The sequence below is a fragment of the Desulfovibrio sp. An276 genome (genome assembly GCF_002159665.1).
Classification (GTDB): domain Bacteria; phylum Desulfobacterota; class Desulfovibrionia; order Desulfovibrionales; family Desulfovibrionaceae; genus Desulfovibrio; species Desulfovibrio faecigallinarum.
Genome location: NZ_NFJC01000010.1, coordinates 17,248 through 42,149 on the forward strand (window position 1 = coordinate 17,248; position 24,902 = coordinate 42,149).

Here is a 24,902-nt window from a genome sequence, read left to right on the forward strand (position 1 = left end):
GTCTGTACTCCTTAGCGAGGGGATTGGCGCAGAGTGCGCCTGTTGCGCCTTTGGGGGCGACCCGGCAGGTTGCCCGAGGGCGGGGTCCCGGTGTTTTTTGCAGCTGTCTGTTCCTGTCCGGAAAGGTAGACCGACAGGGCGTGGATGGTGGGGTACTGGAAGAGAACGGACAGGGGAAAGTTCTTCTTGAGCTTTGTCTGGATCATCTGGTGAACCTGGGTGAGCAAAAGCGATGTTCCGCCAATCTCGAAGAAATTGTCGTGCACGCTCACTTCATCAAGGCCGATAACGAGCTTCCAGATATCTGCCACGCACGTTTCGTCTGCCGTACCAGGCAGCTGCATGCCGCTTGCACTGGCAAAGAGCCTTGCGTTGGGGCTGGGCAGGCGCTTCCAGTCTATTTTGCCCGAGGGGGTGCGGGGCCATTCGGGAACGGTTACAAGGACGTCCGGCAGCATGCTCTTGGGCAGTTCTTCGGCAAGGTAGCCACGCAGCCTAGCGCGCAGGGAGCTTTCATCGCGGCTTGTCGCCGGGACGTTGGCGCACTCGGCAGGATCCGGAAGGGGAACACTGGCTGACGGCCAGGGCACGCCAAGGCACGGAGGCTTTTGCCCCTTATGGTAAAAGAGGGCGTTGAGGCTCAGCCCGTCTCCTGCGTCCAGACTGACACAAACCTCCAGATTCCGGGCCTGGGCAAGCTCGTGCAGCTCCTCCGGACTCAGTCCTCTTGTGCGGGGATTCTCGTCTCTGGAAGCCTTTTCGAGCATCTCTTCCAGAGTTGCCCCTTTCCCGGAAAGGACGCTTTCCTCGGCCAGATCCTCGAGCTTGCGGTAGAGGGCAAGACGGGCTGAAGGGATGGAGGCCAGCGCGAGAGCCTGTTCTCCGCTTGCGGCAAAGCCTGCCAGCAGGTCTCGTACCTGTGCGTACGATGAGCATTCCCCGCTCCCCCATGTGTGCATGACACCATTGAACCGCTCATGGGGCACGGTATCGCAGTACAGCACCACCTCATAGCGGAATTCGGTGAGCTCGTTGGCGCTCCTGCCTTTCTTGGGGGAGACCTGCACGGCCGCGATGCGGGGAATGAGGCGCTGTATCGCCTGCCAGAAGGCTGGGGCAAGCAAAAGCTCGCTTTCCATGCGCTTTCTTGCGCGGGCACGGTCCAGAAATTCCTGTGCCCCGACACTGTTCGGGCAGCGGTGGGTCTGAATGGCAATATGCAGAAGGTCAAGGCCCGCGAGATTGCGCAGATCGCCGAGAAAGACTTTCCCTCCGAAGTCCAGCCTGTCCACAGCCTGGCGCACGGCTTCAATGCAGTAGGCGTAATCGGGAAAATACTGGACAACGGAATTGAATATGGCCGTATCAAAGGTTTGCTCGCCAATGCCTTCAAGCGAGGACAGGGCTGTGGCCTCGGCCACAAGCAGCGTCATGTCGGCATGGCAGGCATTGTCCCTGTGTTCTCCCACATTTTCACCGAACAGGTCTTCAAGGCAGGCCAGGGCTTCGCTTGAGATGTCAATGCCCGTGTACCTGTCGCACGTCTGGACCAGATCCATGAGCAGAAAGCCCTGACCGCAGCCGATTTCAAGGACATTTTTGGGGAACAGGGCATGAATCGAGGCCAGGCTTTCGGCCAGCCATTCGCGCATTTCTTCCACAGGCAGATGTTTTCCCGTGTAGCTGCTTTCCCAGATGAGGAAATTGTCCAGAATGTTGCCCTGGCTGCGGACATTTGCGTACATGCTGTCGTAGAGGCTTGCCCACTGGAAAAGGCATGCTGCGCGGCTTTTTTCCAGTTCGGCTTGGCTGTTCTCGCTCTTTTCGTCTTTCTCGTGCGAGCCCTGCGCAAGAATGGGGATGACGTAGGCGACCAGCCTTGGCTCGGGACGCGCATACCCTCCGGACTCCGCGGGGCCAGAGAGGGCGAGGACACGGGCCTCGCGCACCTGTGGGTGTCGCTCAAGGACATGCTGGATCTGTTCGGGCTCTATGCGGACCCCGCGGCGCTTGATCTGTCTGTCTGCACGGCCAAGATGATGGACAAGTCCCTGTTCGTCCACCCTGGCAAGATCTCCTGTGCAAAACCAGACAGACTGTCCCGTCTGCTCGACAAGGGAGGCGTAGGCCGCGTCCGTGCAGTGCGCATGATGGTCGGAGGTGAGCCAGGCATCTTTGCCGGATGCGCTTGCTGCGCCAGCGTAGCCCAGGGCAAGGCAGGCGCCCGCCACATGCAGCAGGCCTGTGGCACCCTGGGGTACGATTCTGCCGTCTGCGTCCAGAACTGCAGCCACGGCATTGTGGATGGGGATACCGATGGGCACGCTGCCGCTCTGTCTCTGGACAATCTCGTAAAAGGTCGCATCGCCCATGACTTCCGTAGAGCCGTACAGGTTGAGCAGGCGAACGGAAGGCAGAGCCTCGAGAGTGGCCGTGGCCAGATCGCTTGGCAGGGTCTCCCCGCTTGCGGAAAGAAGGCGCAGGGAGGTAAGCCTGCCTTCCAGGCCACCGGTGATACGATGCATCTGGGCCAGCAGGGACGGAACCAGAACGAGGCGCGTGACCTTGTGGCGCTCAAGCGTCTGTATGAACCAGGGGACATCGGCAGCCTTCTTGTCCGGCAGGCAGACCAGGACCACGCCTCCGAGCAGGGGGCCGAGGGCTTCCCAGAGAAAATCCACAAAAACCGGCGAGGTTTTCTGGCAGCAGACCTCGCCATCGCCCCAGGGAAACTGTTCCCACATCCAGTGCAGACGGTTGGAGATCGCACCAAGGCTCAGGCGCACGGCCTTGGGTTTGCCCGTCGAGCCGGAAGTATAGAGCACGCAGGCGCAATCTTCGCAGGCCATGGGTGCGGCCGGATCCCCAAGCTCGCTCTCTTCCCGTGTACTCAGGGCTTCTCCAGACACTTTTTCGACATCCAGGAGAAGAGCAGGATCCCCCTGCCAGTGCCTTTTGCTGCTCACCACGCAGGACACATGGGCGTCCTGGCACAGCCAGCGGGCAAAGCTTGCCGGATGCTCGCTGGCAAGGGTAGTGAACACGGCCCCCTCACGCCAGACGGCAAGAATTGCTGCCAGAAGATCCACGCCCTGCTCGAGGCAGAGCAGAACAACGCTGCCTCTGCCAACGCCGTGTCTGCGCAAGCGCAGGGCAATCTGTCCGGCACGGGCCAGTACCTGGGCCCTGGTGTGGGATGCGGTACGATTTCCATTCCCGTCAGGGACGATGGTACGCACGGCCTCGGCGTCGGGATGGGCAGTGCACAGGGAAACATAGTCCTGCCAGGGGGCAATGAGAGGGTGGTTGCGCCTGCTGCCACTGACCAGGGAGCTCCTGTGGCTGTCCAGTCCCAGGCAAAGGACACTTGTGCCTGCTGCGGACGGATTTTTTGCGACAAAGCATGCCAGCTCCCGGAACTGTTCGGCAAGGGCCGCAATGGTCGCCGGCTGGAACAGATCCGTTGCGTAGAGAATCTGGCAGTCCATGCCCTCGTCCCCTGGCCATGCCAGAAGCTCGAGATCCATGTGGGTTGTCAGGCCCGGCACGGGCAAAGGGGTGAGCACAAGAGTTTCCCCACCCTGCAAATCGGTGTTTTTCGCGCGCAGCGACTGCATGTTCTGGTAGGTAAAGGCCACCTGATAGACTGGATTGCGGCTCAGATCCCGCTCGCGCCCGAGGGCTTCGGCCAGCATCTGGAAGGGCAGTGTGGCATGTTCCATGGTGGTCAGACTTTCGTCGCGTACCCGACGGACAAGGTCACGCAGGCTTTCCTGCGGGTCGATGCGAATGCGCAGGCTCAGGTTTTCCACGAAAAAGCCGGCCAGAGCTTCCGTGGCAGGCAATGACCGCCCGGCAAAGGAGGAGCCTATGGCAAAGTCGTCTTGCGCGGCAAAGCGCGCTGCAGACAGGGCAAAGAGGGCAAGCCAGACAGCGTAGGGAGTCGCCTGTTCTGCGCGGGCAAGCTCACTCACGGCATCAAGAACATCCCTGTCAAGGTGCAGGCTGTGCACAGACCCGCGGAAGGTTTGTACCGCAGGCCTGGGAAAATCCGTGGCCGGCTCGAAATTGGGGAGATTGGCCAGATGTTCCTGCCACCATGTGGTCTGCGCCTTGCGCGCGTCCTCGACAACAGCCCTGTGCCAGGCCGCATACTGGAAATAGGAAACATCAAGAGGGACATAGGACGGAGGCCTGCCAAGACTGCGTGCTGCGTGGGCGAATTGCAGATCCTTCAGGAAGATGCCGATGGACCAGCCATCAAAGACAATGTGGTGAGCCGTGAAGAGCAACACCTGGCTTCCATCTTCCATGAGGCACAGAAAGCCGCGCAGCAGGGGATCCCGTTCGAGGCTGAAGCCTGTCTCTGCCTCGTGACGCATGAGCTGGGCAAGCCGCGCCCCGGAGACATGGCTGTGCACAGTCAGGGCGAAATCCGTACTTGGCCGGCAAAAGACAAGGGGCTTTCCCGTGTCCGTGGAGCCAATGCCAATGCGCAGGCTTTCGTGGCGTTCGACCGTATCCAGCCAGGCCCGGCACAGAATCTCTTCCCGCACAGGCTGTTCCAGGCGAAAGGCGAAGGGTATATTGTAGAAGGCACTGCCAGGGACAAGCCTGTCCATGAACCACAGACGTTCCTGAGCCAGGGACAGGCAGGGTGGCTGCCCGGAAAAATCGCGGATGTCCGGCCCGCTTTTTTGGGAAACCTTTTGCCTGACGAGTCTGGCCAGAGCTGCTATGTCCAGTGAGGCTATGTCTGCCGCGGCGTCCAATCCCTGTTTGTGTTCCATGCCAAACCGTACGTCATTGTTGGGGGCAACTGTGCTCATGCGTTCTCCTGTGGGCTTTGTTGCATGCCTGCGCTGATGCGGGCAATAAGGGTCCTGGCCAGGCCCTCGACAGTCGGGGTGGCGAAGAAGTCCTGCAGGGGCAGGGAAAGGGGCAGTCTTTCCCTGAGTCTGGTCAGTATCTGCACAGCCTTCAGGGAATCGCCTCCCAGCCGGAAGAAATTGGTTCGCACCCCGGGAATCCGGCAGCCCAGCACTTCCTGCCACAAGGCGCACAAAAGCTCCTCCAGTGGCGTCACGGGTGCGCGGTCCTTGTCGTCCCTCACGCTCATGGCCAGGCTTGCTGCCTCTGCAATGAGCGCCTTTCTGTCCACCTTGCCGTTGGCTGTGAGAGGGAACGTCCCGACAAAACTCCAGATCCTGGGAATCATCTGGGCTGGCAGACGTTTTGCGAGCCAGCCGGACAAATCCTCCTCAAGGGCTGCCCCAGTGTCTGTTGTTCCAGACATGCCGGATATTTTTGCACCCCTGGGCAGAATGAATGCTCCGAGCACGCGGCCCGAATGTCTCCGGCTTTGGCCTACGGGAACCACAACGGCCCGCTCCACTGCAGGATGGCGCATGAGGGTTGTTTCTATTTCTGCCGGATCCAGGCGGTAGCCGCCAATGTTTATCTGAAAATCCGCCCGGCCCATGATTTCGATGAGTCCGTCCGGGTGAAAACGCCCCACATCGCCGGTGCGGTAGAGGCGTTCGCCTGTCAGGGGATGGGTATAAAAGCGCTGCACGTTGTCCTGCGCCCGGATGTCCAGGCAGACATTGACGCCCGCGCAGTACATTTCGCCTGTTACCCAGTCCGGGACATCGGCAAGACGACTGTCCAGCAGGTAGTAGCTGTTGTTTTCCGTGGCTGCGCCGTAGGGGATAACCGTCCAGCCGGAAGGAAGTTCCTCTTTCACCCTGTACATGATGTTCCAGACCGTTGTCTCCGTGGGGCCGCCAACGGAATAGAATTCCGCCTTTGACGAAAGGGCGGCCAGGCGTTTGGGCAGGGTCGCCTCGACCCAGTCTCCGCCTGTCAGAAAGACCCGTATGGGCAGGCGGATGCCGCATTCCTCGCAGCGTGTGGCAAGGGCCTTGAGAAAGGCCGGAACACTGTTCCACAGCGTTACCCCGTGCCGCAGGATATGCTCTATCCACACATCGGGATCCTGGGCCTGCTCATGGGGCAAAAGGACGAGGGCCGCGCCGGAGGTCAGGGTTCCGAAGACATCGTAGACGCTGAGATCGTGGTGCAGGGCCGTGATGCCGATGACGCGATCCGTTTTGCCCAGGGCAAGGACTCTGTTGGTGGCAACGCAGACATTGAGCAGGCCGCGCTGGCCGACCACAACGGCCTTTGGCGTGCCGGTAGTGCCGGAGGTGAGGATAATGTAGGCCGCATCTGCTGCCTGTGGGGCCGTGCGTGCGAGCTCCTCGGCAAGGCCCTGCCTCTCGACGCTCCCCAAGCCTGCGCTGCCGCACACGTCTTCCGCCAGGAGAAGGCGAATATCGTCAGCCGCAAGCGTCTGTGTGCAAAGCCGTGTTCTGTTTGCCGTATCCGCAATGACTATGGCTGCATTGCCTGCTCGCAGCATGGCGTGCAGCCTTTCTTCTGGATTTGTGCAGTCCAGGGGCAGATAGGCAAGACCGGCAAGCTCCGTGCCCATGATGCAGGCAATGCTTCTCCAGCCGCGTTTCAGCACCAGGGCCACGGAACCGGGCCTTGTGTCCGGCAATTCACGTTCGGCGAGGCAGGCAAGCAGACTCTCGCGCACGGCAAGGGCATGGGCAAGAAGCTGCCCATAGGTCAGTCTGACATCTCCGTCCGCCACGGCCAGCGCGTCCGGGTCTTCCAGTGCCCTTTCGACAAAGAGTTCGCAGGGCATCTTGTCTGGCAGGGGAAGGGGGCGTGCGTTGCGTCTTGCGCGGACGGCAGCCTGATCTGCCGGCAGGGCTGCCAGGGAAGGAGCTGTCCAGGCGGCCTCATCCCTGGCTGTCAGACGCACAAGGCGCATGAATTCCGCAAACATGGCGTCGACCATTCCCGAAGGAAAGGCCTGTGTCTTGCCGTCCCAGTAGATGTGGAGGCAGTCGTTGAAAAGCGTGTACTGGCAGTCCAGCCTGGTCTGCGGCGTAGAACCGTGCGTAGCGCGCACGCTTCCGAAGGCTTCAAGTACCTGTTCCACCCCCCGATCCGAGCCCTTGCGGGCAGGCATGGCAGTAAAAACAACAGGCATGGCCTCGGCGGCAAGCTCTCCCCGTCCCCTTGCGAGCTCGCGCAGCAGACGGACGCCGGAGACTTCGGCATGCTCGAGACTGTCCCACAGCGTTTTTTGCAGGGCCCTGGCCCGTTCCAGAAGGTTGTTGCCGGCCGAAAGGTCAACGGGCACAAGGGTAAAGGTGGCAAATTCGCCCATGACATGGTTGATGGCCTCGTGCCAGCGCAGATTGCGATTGAAGCGAGGCATGTTCAGGGTAAAGGCTCTGGTGGCACTCCACAGGCCGATAACCTCGCTGTACAGGGAAGCCAGAAGCGCAGTGAGGGAAAGGCCGTGCCTTTTGCAGCCATTTTCCAGAAAGGCCGTTTCTTCCCTGGTCAGCACATCCGAGTAGCGCTTGATGTCCAAAGCCCCGGAGTCCGCGCCGGCACGATCCACAGATGGAGGATTGGGAAATACAGGCGCCGCAGGCATGCTTGCAAGCTTTTCGCGCCAGTAGAGCAGGCTTTTTTGGTACTCTTCCGAGGCCTCGAAATCCCGCAGGGCCAGCATGTAGTCGCGGAAGCTAACGGGCAGAGCCGGCAGAGGCTTGTCCGGATTGAGATAGAGCGCAGCCAGATCCTCGTAGAGTATCTGAAAGCTTCTCCCGTCCGTGGCCCACATGTCCCAGCGAAAATGCAGCACACCGCGCTTGCTGCCGTCCTCATTGTGGGCAAGCAGGGAAAAATGCACTTCGGACTGGGGCCATGAGCCGAGATCGCTTACCTTTTGGACCTGCCTTGCCGCATAGTCACGCAGCCTGCGCTCCTGTTCTGCGCTGTCCAGAGCAGAGAGATCGCTGATGGTGAAGGGGAAATGCACAGGCAAGGGGAGCACGCGCTGCATGCCGTCTTTTGTGACTATCGCATGCAGCATGTCGTGGCGCTCAACGAGAGCGTTGAGCGCCCTTTCAAAGCGTTCCGGAAAAAGGGCCGGGCAGTCCAGCTCAACGCAGCTTTGCATGGCAACGCCGCCACCCTGCAAATCGTTCGAGCGGCCTATCCAGTAGGCCTGCTGCATGTCGCTTAGGGGAAAGGGAAGATAACGGTCCCCCGGATGGGGAACAAGCAGGTTTTTGCCCTGGGCGTTCTTGCGGGCCGCGGCTCTTGCCGCAAGGGCCCCGTGTCTGGGAGGAGGCTGAAGCATGTTTGTCTCTCGCTGGGCTTGGGAATAAGGGGGGGGGCGAGGGACAGGCAGGATGTATTATTCTGCCTGTCCCTCGCTTGCAAAAAGGGGGTCAGACTTCTTCCGCCATCCTGTTCAGAACTTCGAGCAACTGGCGGGCTGTGCGTATGCTGTTGAAAGTGTTCATGGAAACGCGCAGACCAAAAACGCTTTCCACCTCGGTCAGGATTTCCACTGCTGTCATGGAGCTTCCCCCAAGGGCATAGAAATCGTCGTCCAGTCCCAGCTCCGGAAGCTCGAAAGCCGCACGCCAGATATTCAGGACAAGCTCCTCCGGAGAAGATTCCTCTTCCGGATCCGCACTGCCTTCGGACTTTTCCCCGGCGCTGGTCATGTCCCCTGTATCCGTGTCCTGTCTGAGGGACAGCCAGTAGGAAATGCGGGCAAAGGGATAGAGGGGAAGGGCCAGCCTGCGGGCACTGTTGCGTGCAAGAACGGGATTCAGTCCCGCGGCAAAAAGCGCCGCGCAAAGGGCTGCCAGGGGAAGGGGCTCATCGCCTGTCATGCGCAGCACAAGCTCATTGCCACGCCCCCCAGGCAGCAGGGAGGCGTGCTTTCCCAAAACCGGGAATCTTGTGACAAGGTCCCCGGGAGTTTCCCTTTCTGCGAAAAGCTCGACACGCGTGTCCCCGGCAGGCACGGCCCTGAGCAGGACAGGCACTGCTCCCTGGGAAAGCCCGGGCAGGGACGGGATGTCCTCCTTTTCGCAACCATGAACAATCTGGCAGGAATCCGGCAAAATATCCCGAACAGGGCGCACAAGGGATATGTTCTCCTCGTCCCCGACAAGGACAAGAAGGGGTGCCACTGCGCTTCGGACAAGAAACGAGGCGATTTCTTCTGCCTGCCCGGCACTCACACCCTTTTCAAGAACCAGGACAAGTGCGCCACCATGGGGGGTGTGTCCGGTATACAGACCCTCTGCCGCATCCGTGGATGCCTTTCCCTTTCGCTCAAGAAGCGTCCTTGCCATGGAAATGCGATCGTTGCCGGCAAGCGCACAGCGGCAGGGGAAGAGGCTTCGCCCGTGGCGCAGGTTCCAGGCTACCTCCCCGAGAGACAGACCGGGATTGGAGAGCAGGTATTCGCCCCACAGGGCAAGGCAGCGCTCAAGGCCTTCGGCATTGGGGGCGCTGAACATGAGGACAGTGTCGGGCTCACGCTCCTCTTCTGTCACAATGTCCATGCATTGTGGCCTCAGGTCGGACGCTCTGTAAACAGCCGCGTCCCTTGCCCAGACAGGCGTTTCCTCCACCACAAGATGGCAGTTTGTGCCACCGAAGCCAAAGGCGCTGACGCCTGCCAGACGGGGAGCAGTGCCTGTCCATGGCTCGTTTTCGCAGGCAATGCGAAAACGGGTCGTATCCATCTGCAGCGCGGGGTTCAGGGAACGGAAATTGATGGTCGGGGGGATGTGCCCGTGCCGGAGCATGAGGATGACCTTGAGCAGGGAGGCCATGCCTGCCGCATTGCCCAGATGTCCCAGGTTGCCCTTGAGGGAACCTATGGGGCAGGCAGATTCCCTTTGGTCAAACACTTTGGAAAGGCCGGCAATTTCAATGGGATCTCCAAGGTAGGTACCAGTGCCGTGTGCTTCCACATAGCCAATGTCCCTGCTTTCCACACCTGCCATGGTCTGGGCAAGGCGCAGGGCAATGGCCTGGCCCTCGGCACTGGGGGCGCCAAAGCCGGCCCTGCGGCTGCCGTCATTGCTGACACCATAGCCGCGGATGATCGCTTCTATCCGATCTCCGGCCATGAGGGCGTCTTCAAGCCGCTTGAGTACCACTGCTCCCGCTCCCTCGCCGGGCAGTGTTCCGGAAGCCGCAGCGTCAAAGGGGCGGCAGTGGCCGTCCGGCGAGAGGATGCCACCGGATTCGGCCACATAGCCCCATCCCCTGGGGTTGATGACCGAGGCTGTGGCGGCCAGGGCCACGTCGCAGCTGAAGTCCAGAAGGTGCTGGCATGCAGAGGCAACAAGCACAAGTCCGGTGGAGCAGGCAGTCTGTATGTTCAGGCTCGGGCCGGTAAAACCGAATTTGTAGGAGATCCATGAACTCAGGAAATCCTGGCCGTTGACTATGGCAGCCTTGTGAAAGGCTGTGCCCGTGTTGTTGAATGCATTGGGACCGACATTGCACAGCCAGTAGGAGCTCGGCGCTGCCCCGGCAAAAACGCCGACGCGCACGGAACCGTTTTCCAGGCGATCCGGGGCGTAGCCAGCCTGCTCAAGGGCATGCCAGGACGTTTCCAGCATAAGGCGCAGCTGGGGATCCATGTCCAGCGCTTCGCCTGTGCTCAGCCCGAAAAAGGGGGCGTCGAACTTGTCCACATCCTCCATCTGTGCGCAAACGGGTACAAAGGCAGGATGCGAGGCGTAGGCCCTGTTGCAGCCGCTTGCCTCGAGTTCCTCGCTGGTGAGGCGTCTGGCTGCCTCAAAGCCGGCGCACAGGTTGTGCCAGAAGGTCTCCAGATCGGGAGCCTTGCAGAAACGACCGGCCATGCCGACAACGGCAACGGCATTGCAGTATTCTTCTTCAAGCCAGGGTTGCTTCATGGGACCTTCTCACTTGTTTGCGGTTGTTGCGTGCGGCCCGCGCAGCGTGCTGCCTGGCCTGAAAGTTTTCCTCTGTCCGGGACTTGCGGGCATTGGTCCTTGACTCAAGGCTTGAGCTAACGACCATGGTCAGTTCCTGCAGGCTCGGGTAGAGAAAGACCCCGGCCACCCCTATGTCTACCTGGAAGGAACTGGCTATGCGTTCCTGGATGAGCGGGGCCATGACGGATGTTCCGCCCAGATCAAAGAAGTTGGCGTTGGGATCGGCGTTTTCGGTCTGCAGGATGCTGTTCCAGATGCGCGCCATGGTCGGAGCTATGTCTCCGCAGGCAGCACCCGAGCCTGCCTCTGCGGAGCCGTCCCTGTTCCGCGCGCATGTCCCGCCAGTTTCCATGCGCAGGGGACCTGTTTCGCAAAACGCGTTGCGCAGGGGATGGGGCAGAAGATGCGGCTCGATCTGTCCCTGAGTCACAAGCTCGTACTGTGGATGGGGCGTGCGCAAAAGCAGGCTTTGCCAGCCCATGTCTTCGGGCTCAAGGCCTATGATCCCCATGTCCCTGCCGGAAGCGAGAGCCCTGTGCAAAAGAGTGAAGGCCCGGGTTTCTGTCAGGGCATCCTGCGCCTTTTCCCTGCCGGGACCTGTCTTCCAGTCCGGAAGCGCAAAGACAAGGAAGGTGTGCGGGGAGCGGAGATTGGCCCGCATGGCAGCCTGACACAGGGAGGCAAAGACTCTTGCCCTGTCTGCCAGATGTTTTTTGGAACATGTGTCCGCGACAAGCAGGTTGAGGCAGGGGACACCTTCCGGAAGCTCTGGAGCCTGCGGACAAGCTGCTACATCGGCAATAATGCGCACGACACTGCCAATGGGCCCGGAAGCGCCGTTTTCTGTCCAGGGGCAGGTCCTGACACTGCCAAGCTCCGCGCAAAGTCTGATGGCGTTTACCCCCTTGAGAAGGAAGCGGCAGCCCTCATGCCGCAGGAAGAGCGAGAGGCAGCGATTGTCCAGACTGCTGCCGGAAAGCAGAACAAGGCACTCTTTTCCCGAGGCAAAGACTGGGGTTTCCCAGGAAGTTTCCTGCTTGGGCAGTCTGAGGGCCGTCATGCCGCGCAGGTCTTGCGCTGGCACATGGAGCAGCGTATCGGCTTCCCTGTCCTGCAAGGTTTCGAGACTGGCGTTCGGGAGAACGCGATGCACGAATTCCGGGCTGTAGAAGGGGATGTCGAGCAAAGATTTGCGGCACACGGTGCCATCGCTGCGTCTTGGCACATGGTCTATGTGCATGATGTGCCGTGGTTGCAAAGCCTCGGGAAGACTTTCCAGAAGATCCGTGTGTACTAGGCCGCGCCCGACCCAGGCAACCATTTCTCCCTCCTCGTGGACAACCGAGGAGAGCAGGGAGGAGTGGGCGGGAACAAGAAGGCCAAGGGCACAGTCTGGCTGAGCCTGCCCCTGCATTTGGGCCAGATCCCTCATCACCTGGTCCAGATGAACCGCATGGCCATGTCTCCAGAGCAGGGGGCTTGACCCCCCGGGCAGCGGAAGGGCGACCAGGCCTTGCCCAAGGCTTGTCAGTCCCCTGGCCGGCCCGTCGTGAACAGGCGTGAAGGCTTTTTGCGTGACGGGAGTCGGCAAAAGTTCTGTCGAGGCCGCAATGTATGTCATCCTGTCCGAGACAAGATCCTGTGCGCGGGCAACAACAAGGGAGGATTCTGAGCCCAGCTGAAGCAGCATGCTCAGGCAAGCGCCTTCGCCGGCATGTACTCTGGCAAGCTGTTGCGCCGTGGGCAGATGGTTGACAAGGAGCACATCGGCGCTCCCGGACATCTCTCCGGGCTCTTCCGGCCAGCGTGTCTGCACCCACAGGACAGGATTCGCAAAAGCTGTTGCGCGTGCCTGCTCCGGTGTCAGGCAGGGGCAGCCGCACAAATCGCAGGCTTTTGCCACAAGATCCGTGAAGGGACCGGCGTCACGCAAAATCACGGCCGCGTAGCGGGCAAGATCCAGACATTGGCCGAGTTTCTGGGCAAGGGGCACGTCCTTTTGGGGAGAAGAATCCCGACAATTGGCAATATTCTCGGGTTTCCCCTGGCTGTCCGCAAGGAGAAGATCGCACAGGCAGTCCACATAGGCATGAAGCAGTGCCTGCGCGTGTTCTTCCCGATAGAGGGATGCATCGTACTCGAGATGGGCAACTATGCCTTCTTCGCCGTAATCCCACAGCACAAAGGCCAGATCGTAGGCCGAAATGGGATCTTCAGGCAGACGGGCGGTGACAGCGCTGTGGACGCCGGACGCAAAGGCATTCTGCAGTGTCAGAAAAATCTGGCTCAGGGGATGGCGGGCCTTCTGCCTTTTCACCTGTGCGGCAGCCACAATATCCTGAAAGGGCAGCATCTGGTGGTCCAGGGCCTGCACAAGGCAATCCTGGCTCTGGCACATGTTTTCCGTCATGGAGGCATGGGGATTGAAGGGGCAGACCAGGGGCAGCACATTGACAAAGCAGCCCACGACACGTTCAAGCCCCGGCAGCTGCCTGTTTGCGGCCACTGTGAGGATGGGAGCGTGTGTCTGGCCGCAGACCCTGTACAGCAAGAGGCGCAGGGCCGTATGCAGGGCTGCAAAGAGGCTGCAGCCCCTGGCTGCGGCGAAGCGCTGCACCTTTTCCTTCACCTGTGCCGAAATGCGCACCCGGCATAGTCTGTGCCCGGTCTCCTTTGGCATGGTTCCGCGCACATAGTCCGAGCGTATGCGGTGACACTGGGGGACACTCTGCACAAGGTCTGTCCAAAAGGCCAACTGATGGCTTTTGATATGGGACAGCCCCTTCTGCGCAAGCCATGCGGCAAAGCTGGGATAGGTGACGGGAGGAAGGATATCTTCTGTTTCCTTGCCGGACAGGCAGTCCAGAAGATGGGCCAGGTCACTTGCCAGCAGCCCCATGGACCAGCCGTCCATGATGATGTGGTGCAGCCCCAGAACCAGGGTCGAACGCCTGTGTTGCGGATGGGGAAAGATTGCCGCCCGCCACAGTGGGGCCCTGGCGAGATCATAGCCCGAAGTGCGAAAGGCTTTTCGGCAGGCCTCGATGTCTGCCTCTCTGTCCGACTCCCTTCCTGACTGGAAGATGGTTACGGGCAGGGGGCATGAGGGAGCGATTTCCAGCACGGAAAGGCTTTGCGAAAAATTATGAAATAAAATTCCGTTTCCCTTTTCGTTTTTTCTGACAACCCGCGCGCGCAGCATGGGGTGTCGAGTCATGAGAGAGCGCAAGGCCTCCTGCACAAGCCTGCCCCCTGGATCGGCAACTGGCAGGGCAAGCTCGAAAACACCGACCTGATTGACAATGGCGTGTTCCCCCTGGCTTGTCAGCAGGGCAAAGATTTCCTGATAGGGCGTGAGGGGGGCTTCATGTATTGCGCTGGCCCCTGGGTTCCTTTGCCACTCGGCCCAGGAGGCCGCGAGTTCCCGGGCCGAGTGTTTCCTGCGCAGGGTGCGGACAAGAGAGAACTTGTGCCTGCGCAAGTGAAGGCGTTCCTCCTGCGTCAGGGTATTGGCCCTGACATACAGCCTGCCGTCACGCAGTTCCAGCTCGGCCCCCTTTCTGGCGCACAAATCGAGAAGTTCGGTATCGTCAGGGAACATCGACTTTTCCATGCATTCACCCATAGCTTCTACACCTCCTCCCATGCACAGTCTTCTTCCGGCACCTGCGTGCAGGCATGCAGGCGTTCCCCAAGGCAAAGAACCAGCTCCTCAAGAACAGGATGGGCAAAAATGTCGTGTGCCTCGCATACTGTGCCCAATTCTTTGGAAAGCTCCAGGGCGAGGCTGACAGCCAGGAGGGAATGTCCCCCATCCAGGAAGAAATGGCTGCGACGTCCAGGGCGTCTTCCCAGGACCTTCAGCCATGCCCGGCCCACACTGCCTGCCACTGGATCGTCCGCCATCATTTCTGCGAAGTTTTCCGCTGTCCCAAACTCCTGCCCCTCTTTTTCCCTGTCCTCAAGCAAGCGTGCGTGTGCGAGCCTTTTCAGGGCTTCCATGTCCCTCTTGCCGCTGGCAGTGGTGGGGAAGGATGCACAGTGCAGGAACAGGGAAGGTATGAAGGCCTGGGGCAGACGGCCTGCAAGCGCCTGTCTCGTTGCAAACTCGTCCGGGCAGTCCCGGCCGCTCAGGCAGGCGCAGAGTATGTCCTGCGCATCCCCAATGGCGAAGACGCAGGCCTCATCGACATGAGGCAGGTCCTGCAGAACCTGTTCCACTTCCTGCGGAGCAAGGCGCTGGCCGCGTATCTTGAGCTGGCGATCCATTCGTCCAAGACCAATGAGCTGCCCGTCCGCAGACCAGACTCCCAGATCGCCTGTGGCAAGCGTTCTTGTATCCGCTTCCGAAAAGGCTCGTGGCGAGCCGTTTTCTTCCAGATAGCCCAGCGCCAGTGCCTGTCCCTGGACAACGATTTCTCCCGGCACTCCCCAGGGCAGAACATGGCCTGCACTGTCCCTGACAAGGATCTTCGTTCCCGCAATTGGTCTTCCCAAGGGGACGTGCAGCCTGCGCTCGTCTTCGTCGCGCGTGGCGTACCAGGTGGCCTCGCCAGCGCATTCGGTACTACCATAGAAATTGAAGATGCGCGCGTTGGGGAACATTTCGCGCAGCTCCTGCAAAAGCGGGCCATGCAGGGCTTCTCCGCTGGAGATGAGCGATCTTATCCCGGCAAGGGGTCTCATGGCGTGCCTTGCGCAGGCTGCCAGTACCCGCAGGGCGCTTGGCACGGACACAAGCCTTGTGACGCCTTCCTTTTCGATAAAGGCTGCGAGACGATCCATGTGCTGGACATCCTCGTCCGAAAGCACACTGACCGGAATGGCGTGCAAAAGTGGACCGAACAGTTCCGTTGTGGCGTCTATGAAGCTTATGTCAGCCCTTGCGCAGGCGCGTTCGTCCCTGCCATAGGGAACAGCCTCGCCCGCCCATTGCAGCCTGTTGAGAAGCGTTCCATGGCTCATCACCACGCCTTTGGGGATTCCGCTGGACCCGGAGGTGAAGAGAACAAGGGCAGGGGCATCGTCGGCAACGGGAGCAAAATCTGGCAGTTCCGCAAGCTGGGGAAGGCTTGCGAGAGCAAGGACTGCCGGTTTTGCAGGGCTGTTTTCCAGAAGTTCCCCTGCCTCATCCTCTTCCTGCACCACAAGAAGGGAAGATGCGGCAAGCGCAATCATGTCGCCTGCACGGCGCGAGGATTTGAGCCTGCTCAAGGGCAGGACACAGCGCCCGCAGCGCCAGACTGCCAGCATGGCCGCGACAAGCCAGGGCCCGCGCTCAAGGTACAGGGCAACGCTGCCCGGGGCTTTGTGCCCTTCAAGCGCTGCGGCAATCCTTTCCGCCATGGCGCGCAGTTCCCTGAATGTGCACTGATGGGCGCCGCCCAGGCAGACACGGTCGGGAAAGGTTGCTGCAACATGCTCAAAGCGTTCCCACAACGAGGGCCAGGGGCTCGCCAGGCTGCGTCCAAGACTCCATTCTTCCATGCGTCCTGCCTCGTCTGGCGGGCAGATGGAAACCCTGGCAAGGGGCATGTCCGGAGACTGGACGATCTGCCGGACAACATGGACAAGCCTCTGACAAAAGGCCTGCAGTGCCTCTTCCGTCCACCGGGGAGCCTGGGCTGTTGCCTCGAAGGCAGGATGCGTCCCGTCGCGCATGGCAACGTCCAGCTGCATGGCAGTGGCATGGCGGCCGCCGGAAACAGGGTGTATGTGCATTCCCGAGCCGCTGACAACGGAATCTGCCGTATTGTCCTGGCTGAAGGCGCAGTCGAAAAGAGGGTGCTGCCCTGCCTGGCGATGCGGCTGTACCTCTCTGACCAAAAGGTCAAAGGGGACAATGGCATTGTCCGCTGCCTCCATGACTGCCGTACGGCACAGGGTCAGAAGCTCGCCGACGGTCCCGGCCTTTTCGGTTTGTACAATGAGAGGGACCGGGTTGACCATAAGGCTCACGATACCCTCGAGTTCCGGCCGCCCCCGCGATGCAGCGTAGGTCCCGAGCAGGAGGTTTTCTTCCCCGGACATGCGGCTCACAAGGATGGCGAAAGCGCAAAGTCCCACTATAAATGGCGTACTTGCGTGATTTCGCGCAAACTCGCGAACCTTTGCAACGCATTCCGGCTCAAGGGCCTGCTCGTGATAAATCGTTGCCGCGGCACTGTCCCCGGCATCGACAGGGCCAGCCTGCAGAAGAGAGAAATCCGGCAGCTTGGGTGGGCGTACCCGCAAGAGCTTTCTTGCCAGTATGTCCAGGCGCCTTGCCACCAGTTCCCGGACAGGTCCGGACTGCTCCCAGTCGGCAAGATCCGCATAGTCGATTGCGGGTACAGGCTTGGAGGTGATGTGCGAATTGGTACCCTCATTGAGCGCTTCCTGCAGACTGTACAGAAAAATCTGCATGGACCAGCCGTCAAAGACTGCGTGGTGGATGGCGAGGCACAGCTCTGCCTCATTCTCCGAAAGAATCGCAAGGCCAGCCCGCAAAAGCGGTGCCCTGTCCAGCGCAAAGGCTTCCTCGCCAAGCTTGCGAAAGAAGGCGGCAACGCTGCCCGCGGCCGGGTTTTCAGCGTGCAGGACCTGCAGACGCACGGAGCAGGAAGCGTGAACGTGTTGTACAACCCGGAAATTCTCCTGGCCTGACTTCTTTTCCTCCTGGGAGCGCAGCTCCCCATGCAGGGAGGTGCGCAGAGCCTCATGCCGCGCAATGACCCTGTTGAGGGCCTGTTCCAGAAGATCTTCCCTGATGGAGCCGGTAATGCGGAAGCGGAAGGAGAGGATGTAGAGGCTGCCGGGCCTGGTCTTCTCCTCAATCCACAATCTGGTCTGGGCGTGCGTGGCCGGCACGATGAGCTCGTTGCCGGAGGATGCGGTGCGCCCAGGCGTGGGCTGTATGCAGGGCAAGATTTCCCCGCTCCCGGCATTTTTGCGGACGCGCTGTTCCACAAGTTCTGTCAGAAGGGCAGGAGCAGGATGCCTGAAGACATCCATGACCGAAAGTCCGCAGTCGCACGCAGCACGCAGCGCGTTCAGAAGGCGGATGGCGGACAGGGAATCCCCTCCTGCCTCGAAGAAGTTGCTCTGTCCCGAGGCAGGAGCGGAACCAAGAACCTGTTTCCAGGCTTCGCAGACCATGGCTTCAGTCCCGTTTTTGGGCGTGTAGGAAGTTTCCTTCCTTTCGAATTGCCAGCCCTCTATGGCGCGGCGATCCAGTTTTCCGTTGGCCGTGAGGGGAAAGCCATCGCAAATCCCCACAAGGGAAGGAACCATGTATGCGGGAAGGTTTCTGGCTGCAAACGAGCGAATCTCCTCTTCCTCAAGACGTATTCCCGTCTTGGGCTGTATCCAGGCACACAGTCTTCTGACGCCCTGATCGCTTGTTCCGACAAGGACAACCGCCTCGTGAATGCCGGCATGCGCGCGCAGGACGTTTTCTATTTCGCTCAGCTCTATGCGGTAGCCGTGCATCTTGACCTGATTGTCCCTGCGGCCAAGAAATTCGATTACTCCATCCGGCCCCATGCGCCCCATGTCACCCGTGTGATACAGCCTTTCTCCCTCTTCCGTGAGCGAAAAGGACGCTTTTGTACGCTTCTCGTCGTGCAGGTATCCGAGCGACATGTAGGGGCCCGTGCAGCACAGTTCGCCTGCGACACCACACGGGCAGAGCCTGCCGCCCTCGTTGCGAACCTGGTAGCCTGTGTTGGCAAAGGGCCTTCCGTAGGGGATGGAGGTCCAGGCCGGATCAATCCTCCTGACTGCGTGGGAAATGTTGGCCATGGAGATTTCAGTGGGGCCGCCTATGCTGAAGACGGCTGCCTGCGGAGCACGGCCAAGGAGGGAGGAAACCGTGGCGATGGGCAGCCAGTCTCCACCAAGGGTCACAAGGCGCAGGCTGGACAGATTCCGGGCCGGGGAATTGGCATCCATATAGTCCATGAGCATGGTCATCATGGCTGGCACACTGTTCCAGAAGCCTACCTTGTGTCTGTGCAAAAGTGCGAGCCAGTGTTCCGGATCCTTGCGCAGGTCATGGTCAGGAAAGACCAGTGGCATACCCCAAAGCAGGCAGCCCATGTAGTCCGGCATGGCCATGTCGTGGTGGAAAGGGGAAAGGGCCAGGGAAGGGGTGTCCTGTCCGAGAATCGCCATGCTGCCAATGTTCAGCACTGCGTTGGCAATTCCCGCGTAGGGTACCAGAACACCCTTGGGTGTTCCAGTGCTGCCGGAAGTATAGATGATGGCAAAGAGATCGGCCTCTGCCAGAGGCTGTGCCCCGGACAGGGGCGGCATGGAGTCCTTCCCTGAAAGACTGAAGGCCGGAATGTCCCAAAGCTTGCCCGATCGAGGCTCGGCCGAATCGGTAAGGACAAGGCTTGTCCCGCAGTCATGAGCAAGAGCCCGCAGTCTTGCTTCCGGAGCATTGCAGTCCAGTGGGACCACGACACCGCCAGCCGCCCGTACGGCCCAGGGAGCAAGGGCCTGCCAGCGCCCCTTTTTGAGTAGCAGGCACACGCGGGAACCGGCACAAAGGCCTGCCTTGCGCAAGGCTGCGCTCAGTTCCGCAGTCACGGCATGCACGTTTTCCCATGTCATGGAGCCCCGGCTGTCCGTTATGGCCGGAAGATTTCCCAGTCGCATGGCCCTCTGGGCAAGAATGTCCAGAAGGTCCTCTTCCGGGACAGGCAGTGCCGCGCCAGTCTCCACGCTGTAGGTGCAGCGTGCCCGCACCGACGTGTGCAGGGGAGCTGTCTCCTGCCAGGGGCTGTCGCTGCCAGCCATGGCCTTGATCAGGCGCACATACGTGGCAAACATGTTCATGGGCAGCTTGTCCGGAAAGATCTCGTCCAGCACGTCCCAGGACAGATGCAGCTCGTTGCGGATTCTGCCGTACTGGGCGTCTATCCACACCTGAGGCGTCTGTGTCAGGGTTCTGCGCACACTCCCCAGCTGCTCCAGGGCGCCAATCCAGGACGATTCTCTGCCCGAGCCTCCGCTCTCGGGCTCGCTTGTGAACACATAGGGCATGCCTGTCTCGGGACCTGCCCCCGTGTGCTGGCGCCAGGCCCGCAGGACCGTGACACCGGAGACATGATCGTGCTCCAGATCCTGCCAGACCTGCTTTTGTACTGTCCTGCAGCGGTCAAGGAAGGTCGAACCTGTGTCCGAAAGATCCATGGCCGTGAGGGAAAAGCTCGCGAATTCGCCCACGCAGCGATCTATATCCTTGTGCACAGCGGGCCTGTTTATGCGGGGGACATTGATGGTGAAACGGCGTTCATAGGTCCAGTGTCCCAGGGTTTCGGCATAGCAGGCGAGCAGGAAGGCAGACAGTGTGAGATCGTGTCTGCGCAGGCGCGCCGTAAGCCTTGCGAACTCCTCTGCCCCGAGACGGGCCTCGTGCCGCCTGAACTCGGGACCGGAGTCGCTCTTTGCCCTGCCTGCCGGCTGTCTGAGCGGCAGGACAGGGGCCGGGGGGAGGGAGGCAATTTTTTGCTGCCAGTAGGCAAGGCTTTCACGGTAGCGGGCGCTCGAGCGAAAGTCTGCGCAGGCAAGAACATAGTCGCGGAATGAGCAGGCAGGGGCAGGGGGCAGGCTCTTTCCCCTGTACAGTGCGGCAAGCTCGCGCATGAGAATCTGCAGGCTGTGGCCGTCCAGGCACCAGCAGTCAATGCTGCCCATAAGAATGGAACGCCCCCCGGACAGGACAAAGGCGTGGAAAGTCGTCTGGGGCCAGTGCTCCAGATCATAGCATGTGTGGGAAAGCCTTCTGCAGGCCTTCTCGAGTCTTTCTGTCCGCTCCCGGGTGGAAAGACTTTCCAGGCTGGTCATCTCGAGAGCGAAGGGAGGAACGTGTTCCTGAACCTGCTGGGTTCCATCCGGCAGGACCCTGGCCCTGAGCATGTCGTGACGGGCGACAAGGGCGTTCCAGGCGCTTTCAAAGCTCTCCCTGGAAAAATCAGATATTTCCAGCTCGAAAAAGACATGGATGCCAACACTGCCAAAGGCCATGGAGGTGTCCCTGCCAAGCCAGTAGGCCTGCTGGTTTTCGTTGAGCGGGAAGGGGGCAAAGCGCTGGGCAGGATCCGGACGCAGCACAGGAAGATCGCCTGCCAGCTGTTCCTGGCGGAGCAGGGCAAGGACAGAGGTCTTTCTGGTTCTGAGAAGCTCAATGACTTCCCTCGTCAGGGCTCGGGGGTTGCCCCGGCAGATCAGCTCATCCCCTTCTGCGCTCAGACGCACTCCCTGCCTGCGCAAGGACACAACGAGGGAAAGGTCATCATATGTATTTGTGGCTGCCATCAGATCCTCGCCGTGATTTCGTTGGTATCCTGGGTATTCTGCCTGGCCTGATGTTGCCCCAGACGGGCATTTTCAATGTACAGGCTGGCCCTGGCAGCAGTTTGTGGCTCCAGAATAAGGGAGAAGGGGACTGCAACGCCCGAGTGTTCGCGCAGGGAGGTAATAAGCCTGGCAGCCATGATGGAACTTCCGCCAGCCTCGAGGAAGGAGTCTTCCGGCATGAAGTTTTGGTCTTCCAAAACTGTACGGAAGATGTGCAGCACAGGATCCTGGGAAGAGATGTCTGCTGCTTCGGGCCTGGGCAGTCTCGTCTTGTCTATCTTGCCGCTGGAATTGAGGGGAAGCTTGTCCAGAAAGACAAAATGCCTGGGAACCATGTAGTCCGGAACCTGGGCGTGCATGAAATCCCTGAGTCTTTCCTTGAGTCCGCTTGTGCCTGCGTCAGCGGACGCGGGAACGACATAAGCCACAAGGCTCGTCTGGGGTTCGCGCTGTATGCCAATGTAGGCCATGTGAACCAAATCCGATTTGAGCAGGGCTGTGCAGACCTCGCCCGGCTCGATGCGGCAGCCCGAGATCTTTATCTGATCGTCCGTACGCCCAAGGATGTACAGGGTCCCGTCTTTGGCAAGGCAGGCCCTGTCTCCGCTTTTGTAGGCCCTGCTTCCGTCCTCAAGGGTAAAGAAGGCCGAGCTTTTCTCGTTATTCTGTACATAGCCGTTGGCTACGCAGATTCCGCTTATGACAAGCTCTCCCTCTGTTTGCGCGGGAAGCGTTTCACCTTTGTCCCCCACAACAAGGAAACGCGTGGAACCAATGGCCTTGCCAGCGGGGATGCGGACACCGGGTTTTGCATCGTGAGCAAAGGTGTGGGCAGCGACAAAGACACTGCACTCCGTGGGACCATAGCAATTGTGCAGGGAAAGATTCGGGCATGCCTCAAGCGCGCTTTCTATGGCGGCCTTGTCTGGCAGCTCCCCGCCAAAGCACAGATGCTGCAGGGAACGGAAGACTGCGGGATTTTGCGAGCAGACCACGTTGAAGACACTGGTTGGCAAAAGCAGAAGCCCTATGGAGTTGTGTCTCAGGAATTCTCCCAGGGAAACAGCGTCAAGCAGGGTTTCGGGATCACTTACATACAGCGTGCAGCCGTTGAGAAGTCCGCCCCACAATTCCATTATGGACATGTCAAACGTCATGGAAGCGCCATGCACCATGCGCTGGCCAGTCACATAGCCAAGGTGTCCAATATTGCCGAAGATGTCATGTATTCCGGCATGGTGCACGCACACGCCCTTGGGCGTGCCGGTAGAGCCGGAGGTATGCATGATGTAGAGCGTTGTGTCAGCCGACAGAGAAGCAGGAATTGCGGCTGACTGAGCAACCCTGGTATCCGATTCCAGAAAGTCCGCGGGATCAATGTGCGGCAATTGTGCTGCCCAGGGGCAGGCAGCAAGCGCTTTCTTCTCTCCCAGAACGCCAGCAAGGCGGCATTGTTCCGCAATGTCCGCGCAGCGTGCCATGGGCCAGTCCAGCCCCATGGGCACATAGGCAACACCGGCCTTTGCGGCAGCCACTGCAGCAACAACGCTCAGGGCGCTGCGATCCATGTACAGTCCCACAACAGGGTGAGCAAGATCGGCCAGCCCTCCAGCCAATGCATCGGATATTGCATCAAGCTGGGCGTAGGTCAGGGAAATATTCCTGTCAATCACTGCGTATTCCCTGGCCTGTTCTGCAAGGATTGCGTTCAGACGCCTGAGCAGAGGTGAATCTGCTGTTGCTTTGCTGGGCATTGTATATCGTCCTCCGAAAATTTGCGGGAAACATCGAAAACAGAAAAATCAAACTCCTGTATGGTTGTCTCAACCTCCTTCTGTTTTGTCAGAATACAGGCACTCAGGACAAAGTCCGAATTGCAGAGGGCAAGTGATTGAGCAGAGAGAGGATGCCTGTGCAGGGAAAAGGAAGTGAAGCCGTTTTGAATGTACAGATGGGGAAAGCCGCGGGGAAAACCGCAGCCAAGAGCCTTGCACAGGGCTTCCCTTATGGTCCACAGGCGCAGAAAATGCGTTTCGGGCGAAGGAGAGGAAAGCATTTCGACGTATTCTTCCTTCCGAAAGACCGACTGTGCTATGCCCTCAAAGCCCGCAGGCGTTCTGGCAGGCTCGATGTCTATGCCACAGTGTCCGCAGCAAGTCACAAGGATGGCTATATGGGGCCAGGAATGCGAGAGACTGAAACGCAGGCTACGCAGGCCCTGCGGAGAGGGCTTTGGGAGAAGAAGACCCGGTTTCCCGTATTTGCCCCGGGTGAAGCGCCAGGCACAAGGCTTGATCTCCGGGCAGTGTTGACTGAGTGCGAGTCTCAAAAGGGCATGGGCTGCAGCGTAGAGGATGCTGTCCCTGGCAAAGCGAAATTTCCCTGCCTGAGCAAGCTCGCTTGCGTCGAGTAGGGCACAACAGCGTGTATGGAGGCTTACAAACCCTGTTGGCGCATGATTTTTGGAGCCGCAGAAATGGCTGGCCACCGGCTCCTGAAGACCGGAATTTGCCGAAGCTCGGGTGGCAAGGTCAGTTTCGAGATTTGCGTGCAGTATGTATGCTTTTGTGTCCATCAGGAAGGCTTGTCCGAAAGGGAGGTTATCCTGAAATCATAGGGGAAGTCTTGGGAGGAGAAGACATCATACTGCAGGTGTTCGACAATATTGTTCTCCCTGTCAAAGGTCAGGATCTGGGGCCTGAGGGAGAGAAGCTGGCTTTTGTCGGAAAGGTATTCCGAAGCGCAGACGATGACCGGATCGCCACGCTGGCAGCAGCGGGCCGCAGCTCCATTGAGGACGCAGCATTTTGAGCCCGGCTCGCCGTAGATGACATAGGTTGCTATGCGCTGGCCGTTGTTTTTGTTCCAGATGTACACAAATTCAAGAGGATAAATGTGAGCCTGACGGCAGATGATCGGATCAAGCGTGATGGAGCCATGGTACTCCAGCTCACAGTCTGTCACATGAATACCATGGAGTTTGGAACGGACAACTTCCATCATTTTCTTGTTCAGCTCCTTGTATGGTTGAGGTGCCTTAGCGGTACTTGTCACTATTTCTGTTGCACGGCACGAGATGGCGCCAGATTCTCTGGTTGTGTCTGAGCCACGGCAGAAAAATTTTTTTACATAACCTACCTATTCCCTTCTATTTGAATTCTCTGCCCTGACTGGAAGTTTTAATACCGCAAATTGAAATTCATTTTCAATTTGCGGCTACAAATGCCCCTGATAATTTCTTGAAAAAATTATATTTTTATTTTTTGGCTATAACTCCTTGTCATTGCCAAACAGCCGATAATTGTCATTGCTGCGAATGGAACGGCGACGCCAAGACTGGTCCTCGCCCGAAAGACAGATGGTTTCAGGTCTGATCAGGCTCTGGAGTCCATCCCCAGACAGCGGAAGCAATATGGTATTCTGACACTTCATTTTTGGAGAAGCAACGGTTCTGCTTGGGAAGCAGGACGAAATAATAATTTAAGTACTTTAAAATATTGATTTTAATAAAAAATGAAATTGAAATCTGATTTCAATATTGAGCATAAAAAATCCTTTTCTGAGGATAAAACAGGTTCAAAAAACTGTATCAGGGAGTAGGTCGAGCATACACTGATACAATTCCTTGTGGAACAGGCATCATTGTCTATTGATGAAAAGCAATACTGAAATGTCAATTGTTCC

At 59.2% G+C, this 24,902-nt stretch carries 8 protein-coding genes; all 8 read right to left on the minus strand.

Annotation, left to right across the window (positions count from 1 at the left end; genetic code table 11):
- Nucleotides 1-11 precede the first annotated feature (11 nt).
- The gene (locus B5F76_RS05985; protein WP_087352317.1) at nucleotides 12-4,829 is read right to left on the minus strand and encodes a class I SAM-dependent methyltransferase; all 4,818 of its coding nucleotides are present in this window, start codon (nucleotides 4,827-4,829) and stop codon (nucleotides 12-14) included.
- Nucleotides 4,826-8,233, minus strand: coding sequence for a non-ribosomal peptide synthetase (locus B5F76_RS05990; RefSeq protein ID WP_087352319.1), 3,408 nt, complete (start codon nucleotides 8,231-8,233; stop codon nucleotides 4,826-4,828). Before B5F76_RS05990 ends, B5F76_RS05985 begins: the two co-directional genes overlap by 4 nt.
- 91 nt (nucleotides 8,234-8,324) lie before the next feature.
- Nucleotides 8,325-10,829, minus strand: a complete 2,505-nt coding sequence (locus B5F76_RS05995; RefSeq protein ID WP_087352321.1) for a type I polyketide synthase — start codon at nucleotides 10,827-10,829, stop codon at nucleotides 8,325-8,327.
- On the minus strand, nucleotides 10,810-14,496 hold the full coding sequence (locus B5F76_RS06000; RefSeq protein WP_162608711.1) for a condensation domain-containing protein: 3,687 nt from the start codon (nucleotides 14,494-14,496) through the stop codon (nucleotides 10,810-10,812). Before B5F76_RS06000 ends, B5F76_RS05995 begins: the two co-directional genes overlap by 20 nt.
- 5 nt (nucleotides 14,497-14,501) lie before the next feature.
- The gene (locus tag B5F76_RS06005; RefSeq protein WP_087352325.1) at nucleotides 14,502-21,176 is read right to left on the minus strand and encodes a non-ribosomal peptide synthetase; all 6,675 of its coding nucleotides are present in this window, start codon (nucleotides 21,174-21,176) and stop codon (nucleotides 14,502-14,504) included.
- The gene (locus tag B5F76_RS06010) at nucleotides 21,176-22,972 is read right to left on the minus strand and encodes a non-ribosomal peptide synthetase (RefSeq protein WP_087352327.1); all 1,797 of its coding nucleotides are present in this window, start codon (nucleotides 22,970-22,972) and stop codon (nucleotides 21,176-21,178) included. Before B5F76_RS06010 ends, B5F76_RS06005 begins: the two co-directional genes overlap by 1 nt.
- Nucleotides 22,927-23,793 (minus strand): 4'-phosphopantetheinyl transferase family protein, encoded by an 867-nt coding sequence (locus B5F76_RS06015; protein ID WP_087352329.1) that lies wholly within the window; start codon nucleotides 23,791-23,793, stop codon nucleotides 22,927-22,929. Before B5F76_RS06015 ends, B5F76_RS06010 begins: the two co-directional genes overlap by 46 nt.
- Nucleotides 23,793-24,221 carry an aspartate 1-decarboxylase gene (locus tag B5F76_RS06020; RefSeq protein WP_087352330.1) on the minus strand — a complete coding sequence of 143 codons (429 nt, stop codon included), beginning with the start codon at nucleotides 24,219-24,221 and terminating at the stop codon, nucleotides 23,793-23,795. Before B5F76_RS06020 ends, B5F76_RS06015 begins: the two co-directional genes overlap by 1 nt.
- Nucleotides 24,222-24,902: the final 681 nt, after the last annotated feature.

Coding starts and splice junctions, on each gene's coding strand:
- B5F76_RS05985 (WP_087352317.1), bottom strand. CDS start 4,829: ATGAGCACAGTTGCCCCCAACAATGACGTACGGTTTGGCATGGAACAC.
- B5F76_RS05990 (WP_087352319.1), bottom strand. CDS start 8,233: ATGCTTCAGCCTCCTCCCAGACACGGGGCCCTTGCGGCAAGAGCCGCG.
- B5F76_RS05995 (WP_087352321.1), bottom strand. CDS start 10,829: ATGAAGCAACCCTGGCTTGAAGAAGAATACTGCAATGCCGTTGCCGTT.
- B5F76_RS06000 (WP_162608711.1), bottom strand. CDS start 14,496: ATGGGTGAATGCATGGAAAAGTCGATGTTCCCTGACGATACCGAACTT.
- B5F76_RS06005 (WP_087352325.1), bottom strand. CDS start 21,176: ATGGCAGCCACAAATACATATGATGACCTTTCCCTCGTTGTGTCCTTG.
- B5F76_RS06010 (WP_087352327.1), bottom strand. CDS start 22,972: ATGCCCAGCAAAGCAACAGCAGATTCACCTCTGCTCAGGCGTCTGAAC.
- B5F76_RS06015 (WP_087352329.1), bottom strand. CDS start 23,793: ATGGACACAAAAGCATACATACTGCACGCAAATCTCGAAACTGACCTT.
- B5F76_RS06020 (WP_087352330.1), bottom strand. CDS start 24,221: ATGATGGAAGTTGTCCGTTCCAAACTCCATGGTATTCATGTGACAGAC.